We start from the raw sequence: 13,253 nt of genomic DNA on the forward strand, positions 1-13,253 counted from the left end.
AAGACGAACGGCGATTCGCTAGTTGATCGCCTTGGGCGCGGGTTCCTTGTTCCACACGAAGCGCTTGAGGAACGCGCCCATGCGGTCGAAGGTATCGACCCAGTTCTGATGGATCATGGATTCGTGCTGGTCATCCGGCACGACCATGAGTTCGTGGTACACGCCGCGCGCGCGGAGCAGCTGCACGAGGCCGACGGTCTGCGCGAAGTCCACGTTGCGGTCGTCGTCGCCGTGCACCAGGAAGACCGGGCTCTTCCACCCATCGATGGCGCCCACGGCGCTCGAGCGGAACGAGACGGCGGCCGTGTCGATCACGTTGCCGTAGAGGTGCACACCCGCGAGATCGGCGCCGGCCACGAAGATGTCGCTGTTGCGGGCGAGCGACTGCGAAGTGAGCAGACCGCCGTACGACAGCCCCCAGATCCCGATGCGGGACGCATCCACATTGGTATGCTGTTGAAGGAACTTGGCGCCGGCGAGGACGTCCTGGTACTCACTGTTGCCGCGCGCGTTGGTGTTCGGAGCGTTGCGGAAGCTCTTGCCGTAGCCGATGCCGCTCCGGTAGTTGATCGAGAGGACCACGTACCCCTGATCGGCGAGCCACTGATTGGCGGCGTACGCCCAGTGGTAGAACTGCATGTAGTGATAGCCGGGCATCATCTGCCGGCTCGGGCCGCCATGCACGAAGATCAGCGCGGGGCGCTTCTCACCCGGCTTGAGATCCTTCGGCATGAAGAGCGTGTTGCTGATATCGAGCCCGTCGGCCGCCTTCGTGTGCACGACCTCGGGCACGACATGCGCCACCTGCGGGAACTCCTTCGTGAGCTTCGGGAAGATCACATTCGGCTTGCCACCGCTCGTGGGGACGAGCGCGATGGAAGCCGGCGTCTTGGCATCGAAGTAGATCACCGCGACCTGCTTGCCGCTGGCGAGCGGCATGGGGTACGTCTCAATCCCCTCGCCTTGCGAGATGCGCACCGGCGTGCCCCCCGCCGTGGGCACCATCCAGATGTGCCGACGCTCGATATCCTGCGCATTCGTGCAGTAGAAGAGCGTCTTCCCGCCATCACGGGAGAATTGCACGCTCGTGGCGTCTTCGATAAGACCATCGGTGGTGGTGAGCCGTACCGGCTGACCGCCGCTCGCGGGAATGGAGTACCAGCGATCCCACTCATCCTTCGGCACGTCCACCGGGAAGACGATGTGCTCGCCTGCCCACTGCATGCGATTGAGGCTGGTGAAGACGCTGTCGCGCGGCGCGTTGTGCCACACGGCCTTGGCCGGGATCTGCTTGGCCACATCGGGCGAGCCGTACACCGCCCCCGTGAGGTCCGCGACCATGAGTTGCAGCGTATGCCCACCGGGGAACGCCGAGGCATACAGCCCCGGCGAGCGGCGCAGCGGATTGCCACCGCGCGGCGCCGAGTCGTTCGGCGCGCCGCCACGTCCGCCGCCACCACCACCGAAGCCGCCGCCGAACCCACCGCCGCAGCCACCGCTCGGGTTGCCCACGAGAGCGGGCGCCGGCTGCGCGAGATTCGCGGCCGGCCCCGGCGGATTGCCGATTCCACCGGTGCCGCGCTGCGCCTGCAAGCCGAATGGTGTACCCGGGCGACGATAGAACGCGATGCGCTTGCCATCGGGGCTCCACGTCGGGCCGCCATCGCAATCCACACTCGGCGCGATGTACGCCAGCGCGCGCGTGGCCACGTCGTACACCAGGATGAACGCATGATTCTCGCGATCGCTCACAAAGGCGATGCGCTTGCCATCGGGCGACCACTTGGGCGAACCGTTGCGCCCCCACGAATTGATGAAGGGCACGCCACCGGTGTCCATGGCGGTGACGGGGCCGCTGCGGTAGACGCGCGCGCGATAGATCTGCCCGTCTTTCGTGTACAGCACCCACTTGCCATCGGGCGACAGCTCGGGCGCCGCGCCCACGGCCACGCGCCAGGCCGGACCACCTGTGGCACGCACCGCCCAGATCGCGCGCTCACCGCCATCCGGATTGTGGCCGGGGTTCGCGACCCAGCCGGTGCGGTTGGGCGCGCCACCGCGAACGAACACGATGGTGGACCCGTCGGCGCTGATCTCGACGTCCGTGAGATCGGTCCCGTCATCCTTCGTGAAGTTCGTCAGCCGAACGGCCGCAAAGGTGGGCGCGGCGGCCGTGTACACATTGCGCAGGCCCTTGTCGTACGCCATCCACGCGATGCGGTCGGCCTTCTCGGCGCTCACCAGCGTGAGGGGCGACGCCGGCGACAGAAACCCGGCGATACTCTTGATCGGCTGCGCGGCGAGGGGCACGGCAGCGAGGGAGATGCCAGCCGCGGCCTGACGCAGGCGACGCCACGACAGGGCAGCAACAACAGGCACGAGAGGCGCGTGAGCCATGGGAGGGGGGTGAAGGTCCGTTCGAAACTACGCGCCGAGCGCCCCTCCCGCTGTTCGTCGCGCTATGGATGCCGTCGGGTCAGGCGGAGCAGCACGTTCTGATCGGCCCGCTGCTGCTTGGAGACGACCTGCAGGGCCAGACGCAGGGTCACCGCACCGTCCGCCGCGGCCACAACCCGCGCCCGCGGGACACTGGTGAAGCGCGCGGACGGCGCGTCGAGGCCGGCCTCCTCGAAGGCCACTTGAACGGCGCCGTACTCGACCGAGGCGAAGGCGTCCACTTCATCGCCCGCCTTTACCGGGATGCGCACGCGCTGTTCCACGCGAGCGATCATGGGCACGCGATACGTGGCCGTTGGACATGCCAGCGGCAGCGCCACCACGTGAAACGGCAGGTCGGAGACGAGCGCCACCGCGTCGACCTGCCGCGGGGGCTGCGCATCGTCGGCGGGAACGACGGGTGATGTGGTCGCACTCGCCACGACGCGGCGAACGAGTGCGTCGAGTGAGTCTGGGCTCGGCTGCAGCGCCGCCTCGATGACCGAATCCGGGGCGCCGACCGGGAGCCGCACGCTCGTATCGCTCCGCACCGGCCAGCGAAAGCTCACCCGCTGCGCGCCATCGCGAGTGACGCCTTCGAAGTGGTACTGCGCCTGCGCACCGGGCACGATCCAACGCACGCCGATGGGATCGCGCGCCCCGCCGGCAGCGACGGTATCGGTGAGCCGGCGGCGCCCCAGCGCCGGCAGCGTGCTGTCGGCGGGCAGCGCCAGCGTGTCGAGTGCGAGGCGCGGCGCGCGGCCAAGTGCCATGGCTCCGCAGAGCTGCCGCATGCTGGCGGTTGGCGCGTCGCTGATGGGCCACAGGCGCAGGCGAATCGCCGAGTCGCCGCGCACCACGCCCACCGAATCGGCCCGCGACGCGCGCGCCGCCAGCCACTCCGCACCGGTCGTCGTGAGTCGGCCCGTGAGCGGCAGCGCGGCCGGCCATGGGATCGCGGGCACGGTGCGAGGCCGCGATGATGCGGGCGCCGGCTGTTCCGATCGACAGGCCACGCCGCTGACCGCGGCCAGCGCGGTGAGACTACCCAGAGCGATTCGCAGAGTCCGCATAGGTGCGCGAACGTTCAATCAGTGCCGTCCAAAATGCCAGAGAGGCCGGACCTTTCGGCCCGGCCTCCCGGCGTTGTGCGCAGCGCGTGCTTACGGCGGGGTCGGGCTGTTGGCGAGCCCCGAGCCACCGAACGTGTAGAACGTTTCGCCCTTCACGCCAAGCTCCTTCGCCGGCACCGGCATTTCGCGCGGCGTACCGGCCAGCAGCCCGCCCGTGACGCGGCGGCGGTTGTAGTAGCCCACCGGGCCGAGGCCCAGAAGCTCGACATCCTGCTCGTAGAGCAGCTTGGTGAGCAGGCTCGCCTGCCCTTCCGCGGCCGTGGCGGCCGAGAGGCCACCGCGCCCCACACGCGTCTTGTTGATCAGCGTGGCCGCCGTCGCCAGGCTGCCACCCGTGCGGCGGAGTTCCGCCTCGGCCCAGAGCAGATCGTTCTGGGTCGCGCTGATGACCGGCGCCGGGCCGTAGCCGCCGTAGATGCCGGCGGGCGACTGCTCGCCCGAGCGATCATAGCGGATGTGGCCGATGTTCGACTGGTGGTACATACCGCGCGCCGGGCGGAAGATCTCGTACGACGAGTACACGAAGTCCGTACCCGCCCCGGCGTTCTTCGGAATCGTGCCGAAGCCGTCGATGAAGCCCGGATCGTTCGGACCGAACGACCCGTTGCCCATACGCTTGTCGGGGCTGTTCGGCTGGCGGTTGCCGCCATCCGGATACGGATGCCGCTGCGTCACCGGATCCATCAGGTTGGCCACGCGCGTGCTGACGCGCCCGCCGTCGAAGGCGTCGAACCAGTACAGGATCTCGTGGCACCACGAGCTGCAGCCGTCGCCGGTGAAGACGAAGTCGAAGTTGTTCGACCCGCCGGACATGCCCTGCGACGCCAGCGTCGCCACCGTGTTCCAGTCCACCGCGTCGTTTTCCGCCGCCGTGCGCGGATAGTACGCGAGGGTCATGGCCGCCATCGTTCTGGCGATGGCCGCGATCTGGGCGTTGGAGTACGACACGCCGTTCGTCCAACCGGCCGGCGTGGTGAACGTGTTGGCCGACGCGAGCGTGGCCGCCTCGTTCAACGCCGCGATGGCGGCATCACGGACTTCCTTGCGGTTCTTGTACGCCAGAGCGCCCAAGTCCGTGTTCTCGTCGATGACGTAGCCCTTGTCGTAGTTGAGGGCAATGCCCGAGAGCGCCGCCCCGCGCATGAGCACGGCGATGGTCTCGGCGCGCTTAGTCTGCGCGGGGCTCGTGATCACGAGGCCGTTCTTGCGAATGGCGGTGAGCACGTCCGTCGCGCTGGAGAGCACGCTGTAATAGCCCTGCCAGTACTGGACGACCGTCGTCCGGCCGGCCGACGCCAGATCGTTCTGGTACGCGCGGGTGTTGCGCGTGCCATCGGCGTCGATCGACGAGTAGAAGTTCATGTTGAAGTTGTTCCACGACGCGGAGAACGTCTGCGCCATGGTGACGAGCGGACCGCCGCCCTCCATGCCGTCATACGTATTGAACCACGTGCGGAGCGTACCGCCGGCGACCGCCTCGATGGCGGCCGGGTCGGCGAGGGCGCGCTTGGCGTCCGGGGCGTTGGGGTTGGTGACGTCGAGCGAGTTGCACCCGGCGAGCAGCAACGCGCCGATCCCGAAAGGAAGGATGCGCTTCATCTGGATGGTCCGGTTGGCGGCGCTCACAGTCCGAGCTCCAGCATGAACGTGAACGTCTTGAAGATCGGGTAGGTGAAGTAGTCCACGCGATACGCAAACGGATTCGCGCCGCCGCCCGACACGTCCGGATCGTATCCCGAGTACTTGGTGTTGGTGAACAGGTTACGACCCACGACGCCGAAGCGCGCCGTACGGCCATCGGTCATGCCGAAGTGCTTCACGAGACCCGCGGGCAGGGTGTAGTTGACCGCGAGTTCGCGCAGTCGGACGTACGTGCCGTTTTCGACGAAGTACTCGTTCGCGTCGAAGTTGTTGTAGAACGTCGTGTAGTACGCCGTCGGCTTCTTCTCTTCGGCCTTCTTGCCGCGCTGGTCGAACGCGGGGTCGCGCTCGTCGAAGAACGGCCACTGGCGCGTGTAGTTGTAGATCTGCCCGCCCTTCACCCAGTTGAACACGCCGGTGATGGCGAGGCTCTTGATGTTGATCTGGGAGTTGAAGTTCAGGTTGAAGTCGGGGTTCACGTTCGCAATCGTGAAGAGCGAGTTGCCCGTGCCGTCGACGTACTTGATCGGCCGCTCGTTGATCGTGCGCCAGTTCGTCTTCGAGACGTAGTAGCCCTCTTCGTTGAGCTGATAGTCCGTCGCCGCGCCCGTGAGCTTCTTGTTCGTGATCATGTCGTTGAGCTGCGCCGCCGAGCGGACCCAGCGCGAACCGTAGATCACGCCGAACGGCTGGCCCGCGGCCAGACGGAAGATCGTGGTGTTGGCCACCGGGCCGACGAGGAACGGCGGCACGTTGAGCTTGGTGATCTCCTGGCGCGTGCGATCACCCGCGATATTGAGGCGCCACTGGAAATCCTTCTTCGACGCGAGCACCGCGCCGATGAGGAGTTCGTGCGTCTTGCCCCAGAGCGTACCGGCGTTGATCCACTGGTTCTGGAAGCCGGACGCCGCCGACACCGGCACGTTGAGGATCTGGTCGTCGGTGATCTTGCTCGAGTAGCTGTACTCGAAGGTCAGGCGCTGCTTCAGCATCGTCAGGTTGAAGCCGCCTTCGATTTCGCGCGAGAACGCCGGACGGAGGTTCGGGTTGCCGAGCGTGATCTTGACCGGGCTGCCGCCCTGAATGGCGAACTGCTCGTACTGCGCGTCGAACACGGGGCGCAGACCGGCTTCGCCGTAGGAGGCGCGGAGCTTGAATTCATCGACGCCCGGGATGTGCAGATCTTCCGAGACGCGATAGGCGCCGGAGAGGCGCTTGAAGAGCTTGTTGCGCTGATCCTTGCCGAACAGCGAGGACTGGTCGCGACGCACGAGGCCGTCGACGATGAACTTGTCTTTGATGTCGAACGTGGTGATCGCGAAGTAGTTCTGGTTGCGGATCGGCTGCGTGAACGAGCCCGGGATGATCGGGTTCTCGGGGTCACGCGAGGCGGCCGAGAACTCGGTGACCTTGGGCACCGAGAGCGCCGTCCCGAACACCGACACCTGCGTGTTGAGCTGGTCTTCGTAGACCCACGCGAGCTTGGTGGTATTGGTGAACCAGCTGGTGTTCTTGATCGCGGTGAGCGTGCCGCCGAGGTTGTAGGCGCGCGTCGAGCCGCTTTCGTTGTAGATGTTGCCCTTGCTCGTGGTGCCGGTCGAGCCGATGAAGCCGAGCGGGGTGTACGAGCGGTAGTTGCGGCTCGACTTGTCGAAGTTGGTGTTGCCTTCGGCGGTGAGCCACGACGTGGGGCGGTACCGCGCCTTGAACGTGCCGGTGAAGCGCGTGCGCTCGTTGGCGTTCTTGACGTTGTTCCAGATGTAGAGCGGGTTGGACACGTTGCCCGACGCCGGCGCCTGACGAATGGCGGCCTTGTACGGCGAGCCATCCGGGTTGGTCGCCCGCAGGTCGATGTTCGGCTCGAGGAAGCGGAGGCCGAACCACGCCGTGCCCGCGCCTTCGTCGGCCTGGTCGGCCTTCGACTGCGCATAGAACGCACCCGTCTGGAAGTCGAGCTTCGAGTTGAGCTCCTGGTCCAGATTGATGCGGAAGTTCTGGCGGTTGAAGCCGCTCAGGATGTTCGCGATGCCCTGATCCTTGGTGTTCTGGAACGAGGCATTGAAGTTCGACGACGGGTTCCGCTGGCCGACGGACACGTAGTTCGTCATGAACGTGCCGGGGCGGAACACCTGGTCGAGCTGGTTGAACGTGACCGGGTAGCTGTTGTCCGAGATGCCGTCGGCTTCGCGGATGCGATTGCCACCGGCGTCACGGGCGAAGTCGGTGCCGGCGGCATTCATCTGCCAGGCATGCGACATGTTGTTCGGGATGGTGTTGCGCAGTTCGCTCGAGCCCATCTCGTTGCGCACCGTCACGCTCGTCTGGCCGGCGGCCAGCGTGGCGCCACGCTTCGTGAAGATCTGGACGACACCGTTGGCGGCGTCCGAGCCGTAGAGCGAGCTGGCCGCGGCACCCTTGATGACCTCGATGCGCTCGATGTCTTCCGAGTTGATGTCGGCGAGCGAGATGCGCGAGATCGTGCCGTCCACGATGATGAGCGGATCCTGCGAGCCGGTCAGGCTCGTCGGGCCGCGCAGGCGGATGGCCGGCGCCGAGCCGGGCTGACCGGAGGTCGCCGTCACACTGGCGCCCGCGACGCGGCCGTTGAGCGCGCCGAGCGGCGAAGTGGCGGGCGCTTCCTTGATCTGCGAGTTGTCGACCGCGGCCACCGCGAACGTCGTCTTCTTCTGCGACGTGGCGTCGGAGACGCCCGTGGTCACGACGGCGTCCAGGTTCAGGATGTCCTTTTCCAGGTCGAAGTCCTGCTGGTTCCGACCCGCCACAAGCGTGAGGATGTGCTTCTTCGGCCGATAGCCGATCGTACGGGCAAGCACGGTGACCGGCTTGCCACCGGCGCGGGCGAGATCCACCGTAAAGGTGAAGCGACCCTGGGCATCGGTCACGGATCCGACGCCCACCTCAACGATGCCGACCTGGGCACCACCGAGGGGTTCGCCGTTGGACGTGACCTTACCCGTCACGGTGGCGTTCTGCTGCGCCGCCAAACCGCCAAGCGGCAGCAGGGCTGCCGTGGCGACGGCGAGCAGCCGACGCGAGAGGTGTAGCATTCAGGCTCCTGGCTTTGGGACGACCGTCCCGGTCTAATGCGGCTCGACAACTCGTCTTTTCCGCGCGTCCCATTTTGTGGCAGGTAATCGAAACCGTCAATGTTTCGTATTGTTTCAGTCACGCCGTCCCTACGTTGTTATTCCGCATGGAGTTATCGGGTATGAAGGACGAACTCATCCGTTACATCGGCCGATGCATCCTGCCGTTCGTCACAGTTTTTTTGGGATTTAGCAGAATCGCAGCGGGACAAACCGCATCCTTGCAGGGACGGATTTTGGACGCGACGACCGGGCAACCGCTTGCCAATGCGACGGTTGCGTCCAGTTCGGCGGGGCTCAGCGTCAAGACCGACTCCCTCGGCCGCTTCGTGCTGAGCGGGCTCAAGGTCGGCATCCACAAGTTCCTGGTCAGCCGCGAGGGGTACGCGCGGGGCGGCATTTCCCTCGCCTTTGCCGCCCGCGAGGTCATGGAGAAGGACTTCTCCCTCGATCCGCTGGGCACCCCGATCACGACGCCGGCCGACAGCGCGAAGGGCGCGCAGCGGCTCGCGAAGGTGGATGTGACCGCGGATCCCGCGCTCGGCCGGCGCTACGCCGACTTCGAGCGCCGGCGCCAGACGGGGCGCGGGCAGTACCTCACGCGCGCCGATATCGAGCAGGGGAACTACGGCTCCCTGCAGGACGCGATGCGCACGCTCCGCGGCATCAAGTTCTCGTGCGCGGGGAGCTTCTGTGCCGCGCAGATGACGCGCGCGCCGATGGGCTGCTTCCCCGACTATGTCGTCGATGAGCGCGTGGACAACGCGTTCGGGCCGGTGATTCCGGTACGCGATATCCAGGGGATCGAGGTGTATACGGGCGCGAGTGATGTGCCGGGGGAGTTTGCGGGCGCCAATGCGGGGTGCGGAGTGGTGGTGATCTGGACGACGTCGGGGCGGGCGCCTCGGCGCAAATAGGCTGAACTGCGTATACGTGGGGCGCATACGTGGGGCGCATACGTGAGGCGTATACGTGGGGCGCATACGTGAGCCGTATACATGGGGCGTATACGTGGGGCGTATACATGGGGCGGGAACTGCGGGGGGATGTGAGACGAGTTGTTGGGTGGGTCATGGCGATGGCGGCGGCGGTTGCTCCCCTTGGGGCGCAGGGGGCGCGCGACAGTCTTTCGACGGCGCAGTTTGCGGCGCTGTCGGCGCGGCTGAGCGATGCCGGTGGATACTTCGACACCGACAACCTCATCTCCAACGAGAAGAGTCTGCTGCATCCGCTGTCGCTGCTGGACGCGCGGGGGGTGCGCGGCGGCGTCTACGTGGGCGTGGGGCCGGACCAGAACTTCAACTACATCGCGCGCGTGCAGCCGCGGCTGGCGATCATTGCCGACATTCGCCGCGACAACCTGCTGCATCACCTGCTCTTCAAGGCGCTCTTTGCCGCCGCCGGCTCGCGGCAGGAGTTTCTGGCGCTCTGGACCGGACGCCCGATGCCGTCGGCGCCGGTGCCGGTCTCGATTGACGAACTCGTCGCGTGGGCAGAGCGCACGCCCGCGACAGCCACGAGCCGGGAACGGGCGTTGCGCGTGGTTCGTGAGCAGGTCGCGGCCAGCGGCATCGCTCTGACGGCGGCGGATCTGGCGACGATCACCCGCTTTCACACCGCCTTCATCACCGACGGCGTCCGATTGCGCTTCACGTCCACCGGGCGGCCGCCGCAGTGGTATTACCCGACGCTGGGCGAGCTGCTGCGCGAGCGGGATCTCCTGGGGCGGCAATCGAGTTATCTCGCGTCGGACACGGCGTTTCGCGTGGTGCAGTCACTCGAGCGCCGCAATCTCGTCGTGCCGGTCGTGGGCGATCTCTCCGGCGCCGTCCTCGGCAAACTCGGCACCGTCCTCAAGGAGCGCGGCGACGCCGTGAGCGTGCTCTACACGAGCAACGTCGAGGACTACCTCATTCGCGACGGTCGGTTCGCGGCCTTCGTACGCGCGGTGCGGGCGCTGCCGCGGCAACCGAACGCGGTGGTGATCCGCAGCTGGTTCGGCGGCGAAGGGTCGCATCCGCTGAATGTGGCCGGGTACCACACCACGCAACTCACGTCGCCACTGGCGGGGTTTGTGGGAGATAGCGGGGTGGACGGGGTGCGGCGGTATTGGGAGCTGGTGTCGCGCGTGCAAAGGTAAGGCGCGCGCGCTGGTTGAACTGGAGAAGCGAGAGGCGAGGGGGAGTTTGGGTGTCGCGCTGGGGTGATGAGGGTGCACTCATCACCCCGGCTCGCGGCTCTCACTCCCCCTCGCCTCTCGCCTCTCCACTGCCACAGGCGCGCGGCAGCGCGCGCCAACCCTCACCGCCCCCCCAAAAACTCCCGTCGAAAGGCGTGATCCCCCGCCGCCTCCGCGAAGCTCGCGAACTCGCGGGTGGTCCCCGCATAGCACCACGTCACGCGATCCACCTGCGCCTCAAGCAGCGGCAGCTCGTGCCCCGTCAGCACCACCGCGCCGCCATCGGCCGCAAAGGTGCGCAGTGTGGTGAGTATGAGCGCCGCATCGAGCGGTGCCAGGCCGCGCAGCGGCTCATCGAGCACGAGCACCCGCGGGGCATACACGAGCGCTGCGGCCAGTTCGGCGCGACGGCGCTCGCCCCCGGACAGCGCGGCCGGACGCTGAGCGCCCAGCGCCGTCAGCCGCAGCGCGTCCAGCACGCCGGGAACACGGTCCGCGTCACGGGCTATCCAACCCAACTGCTTCGCCACGGCCACGCGCGGATGAAGGACCTCGCGCGCGGGCAGAAAGCAGACGCCCAGGCGCGCCAGCCGCGTGCGCGAGGGCCGCTCGAGCGGTGCGCCTTCCCAGCGTACGGTGCCGCTTTCGAGGGCCAGATCGCCTACGAGCAATCGCAGCAGCGTGGTCTTCCCGGCTCCGTTTCGGCCGAGCAGCGCCGTGACGATTCCGGGGCGCCCACGCAGACTCGCCGACGTCAGAATCCAGCGATCCGCACGACGCAGACTGACGCCGTCGGCTTCGAGGAGCGGCGACGGATTCACCACCACCACGCACCGGCCGCGTGCAGGATCGTTTCGGCGACCAACATCGGGAGCGCCGCGATCAGCAGCCGCTCGCGCTGTCCGATCCCGAGATTCGCGAGCAGCTCCGGGGCGCCCGCGCGGCGGAGGTCGACCTCCGAGAGCAGCAGTGAGACGCCAACACTCCAGAGCACCGTGGACACGCCAAGCCACGGGCGGCCCTCGACCCGATCGAGGTGCACGACCGAGACGGCGACGCTGAGCACCAGACGCACGCCCGCGTAAATCGCAAACGCATCGCGGGCGTGGCGGAGGGGGAGGCCGGCGCGGGGCATGACGCGTGTACCGCGCCGGCCAGGACTGGGTTCCTTGAGGAGCGCTTGCTGCGCGGCGCGGGCGCGCGCTGGCGCGCGCTTATGGCAATGGAGAAGCGAGAGGCGAGTGGCAGTGGGAGTGACGAGCGTGAGTGCTGGGGCGATCGTCACGCCACTCATGCACACGTCCCCAACTCCCGCTCGCCTCTTGTCTCTCCAGTTCAGCCAGCGCGCCTACCTCACCCCCAGCTGGATCTTCTTCCACGCCCCCTGCTCAAACCGCCATACGCTCAGCACCGCCCGCAGGAAGTGCCCCATCACGATCGCGAGCCAGATGTGGTGGGGCTCCAACCGGCCTTGCGTCTGCATGAAGGTGAGAAAGCCGATCGGCAGCGCGAACTGGGAGATGAGCGAGATATAGAGTGGACTGCGCGTATCGCCGGTACCCTGCAGGCCGCCGGTGAACGTCAGGGCGACCGTAATGAACAGGCCGGAGATGCTGAGATAGGCGAGCAGCTCGCGGCCGATGCGCACCACGTCCGTTTCGTGCATGCCGAAGATCGCGAGCAGCGGGCCCGGGATGAGCAGGAAGAGCGCGCCCACGACGACGGCGATGCCCAGCCCGATCTTGGCGGCTTCGCGCACGGCGAGATGGCTACGCTCCGGTTGCTTGGCCCCGAGGTTCTGACCGGCAACGGCGGCGGCCGCGCCCATCAAGCCCACGCTGGTCCACGTCACGAGCGAGAAGAGCTCCGTATACCCCACCGCATACGCGGCCTGCGCCTCGGCGCTCTGCGCGGTACCGCCGATGAATCGCAGCAGCAGCACGCCGGCGATGTTCATCGCGATCCCCTGCAGGCCGGTAGGGAGCCCGAAGCGAAAGAGCGCGCGGATGATTTCCCAGTCGGGCTTCCAGCTCATGCCGCGGAAGTCGATTACCCAGGTGCCGCTGAACAGCTTGTAGATGGAGTACACGGCCACGAGCCCGCTGGAGATCATCACGCCGGCGGCAGCGCCAGCCGTGCCCATCGCCGGGATGGGCCCCAGCCCTCGGATCAGCAACACGTTGAAGGCAATGTTGCCGATCGTCAGCGCGATGCCGAGGCGCAGCCCGGTCTTGGCATCGCCCGCCGAGCGCAGCGCACCGCCCAGCATGAAGAAGAGCATCATGCCGAAGCCGAAGACGAACATGATGCGCAGATACGGCAGCGCCTCGTGCTGTACGGCCGGCGCGGCGTTCACGAGGCCGAGCAGGAAGGGCGCGGCCACGTACCCGATGGGCGCCAGCACGCCGACGCTCAGGATGAGCGCGAGGAGGAACGCCTGACTCGCCGCCTTGTTCATGCTGGCTTCGTCGCCGGCGCCGGCGTAGCGCGCCACGAGCACGCCCATCCCGCTGAAGAGCGACGAGATGAAGACCATCACCACCAGAAAGATCTGGAAGCCCACTCCGATCGCCGCGTTTCCGGCGAAGCCGACATACTGCCCCACCAGCGCATGGTCGATCATTCCCTGCAGACCGGCAATCACGTTCTGCAGGACGGTGGGCCACGCCACCTTCCACACCGCGGGGCCGATCGGCCCTTCGACGATGCTGCGGTCGATCTTGCGCGTCGCGGTGGTGGAGGCGGCGGTGGCCATCG

General features: G+C 67.1%; 9 protein-coding genes. 2 read left to right on the forward strand and 7 right to left on the reverse strand.

The annotated features are described in order from the left end of the window. Window positions 1-18: 18 nt before the first annotated feature. The 4 genes from K2R93_13880 to K2R93_13895 form a co-directional block, all read right to left on the reverse strand. Entirely contained in the window at window positions 19-2,397 is a 2,379-nt protein-coding gene (locus K2R93_13880) for a prolyl oligopeptidase family serine peptidase (protein ID MBY0490927.1), read from the reverse strand. Between the two features lie 62 nt (window positions 2,398-2,459). After that, window positions 2,460-3,401: a hypothetical protein gene (locus K2R93_13885; protein ID MBY0490928.1), complete on the reverse strand. Its 942-nt coding sequence runs from the start codon at window positions 3,399-3,401 to the stop codon at window positions 2,460-2,462. Between the two features lie 198 nt (window positions 3,402-3,599). After that, window positions 3,600-5,195, reverse strand: coding sequence for a hypothetical protein (locus K2R93_13890; GenBank protein ID MBY0490929.1), 1,596 nt, complete (start codon window positions 5,193-5,195; stop codon window positions 3,600-3,602). Beyond that, window positions 5,192-8,278 carry a SusC/RagA family TonB-linked outer membrane protein gene (locus tag K2R93_13895; GenBank protein ID MBY0490930.1) on the reverse strand — a complete coding sequence of 1,029 codons (3,087 nt, stop codon included), beginning with the start codon at window positions 8,276-8,278 and terminating at the stop codon, window positions 5,192-5,194. The genes K2R93_13890 and K2R93_13895 overlap by 4 nt, the downstream gene beginning before the upstream one ends. A gap of 275 nt (window positions 8,279-8,553) precedes the next feature. Between K2R93_13895 and K2R93_13900 the strand changes: the two genes are divergently transcribed. Next, window positions 8,554-9,234, forward strand: a complete 681-nt coding sequence (locus K2R93_13900) for a carboxypeptidase-like regulatory domain-containing protein (GenBank protein ID MBY0490931.1) — start codon at window positions 8,554-8,556, stop codon at window positions 9,232-9,234. A gap of 131 nt (window positions 9,235-9,365) precedes the next feature. Then, window positions 9,366-10,457, forward strand: coding sequence for a hypothetical protein (locus tag K2R93_13905; protein MBY0490932.1), 1,092 nt, complete (start codon window positions 9,366-9,368; stop codon window positions 10,455-10,457). Window positions 10,458-10,618: 161 nt separating this feature from the next. On the opposite strand, the gene K2R93_13910 is transcribed toward K2R93_13905, so the two are convergent. Genes K2R93_13910 through K2R93_13920 form a run of 3 tightly spaced genes read right to left on the reverse strand, consistent with a single transcriptional unit; the run spans window position 10,619 to window position 13,251 of the window. Beyond that, entirely contained in the window at window positions 10,619-11,317 is a 699-nt protein-coding gene (locus K2R93_13910; protein MBY0490933.1) for an ATP-binding cassette domain-containing protein, read from the reverse strand. Continuing rightward, window positions 11,314-11,790 carry a hypothetical protein gene (locus K2R93_13915; protein ID MBY0490934.1) on the reverse strand — a complete coding sequence of 159 codons (477 nt, stop codon included), beginning with the start codon at window positions 11,788-11,790 and terminating at the stop codon, window positions 11,314-11,316. The genes K2R93_13910 and K2R93_13915 overlap by 4 nt, the downstream gene beginning before the upstream one ends. A 54-nt stretch (window positions 11,791-11,844) precedes the next feature. Further along, window positions 11,845-13,251, reverse strand: coding sequence for an MATE family efflux transporter (locus K2R93_13920; protein ID MBY0490935.1), 1,407 nt, complete (start codon window positions 13,249-13,251; stop codon window positions 11,845-11,847). Window positions 13,252-13,253 lie beyond the last annotated feature (2 nt).

It is taken from the genome of Gemmatimonadaceae bacterium (assembly GCA_019752115.1).
In the GTDB taxonomy this organism is placed as follows: domain Bacteria; phylum Gemmatimonadota; class Gemmatimonadetes; order Gemmatimonadales; family Gemmatimonadaceae; genus Gemmatimonas.

Bases quoted from the DNA above. Each gene is read 5' to 3' on its own strand.
- K2R93_13880 (MBY0490927.1), bottom strand. From the start codon at position 2,397: ATGGCTCACGCGCCTCTCGTGCCTGTTGTTGCTGCCCTGTCGTGGCGT.
- K2R93_13895 (MBY0490930.1), bottom strand. From the start codon at position 8,278: ATGCTACACCTCTCGCGTCGGCTGCTCGCCGTCGCCACGGCAGCCCTG.
- K2R93_13915 (MBY0490934.1), bottom strand. From the start codon at position 11,790: ATGAGTGGCGTGACGATCGCCCCAGCACTCACGCTCGTCACTCCCACT.
- K2R93_13920 (MBY0490935.1), bottom strand. From the start codon at position 13,251: ATGGCCACCGCCGCCTCCACCACCGCGACGCGCAAGATCGACCGCAGC.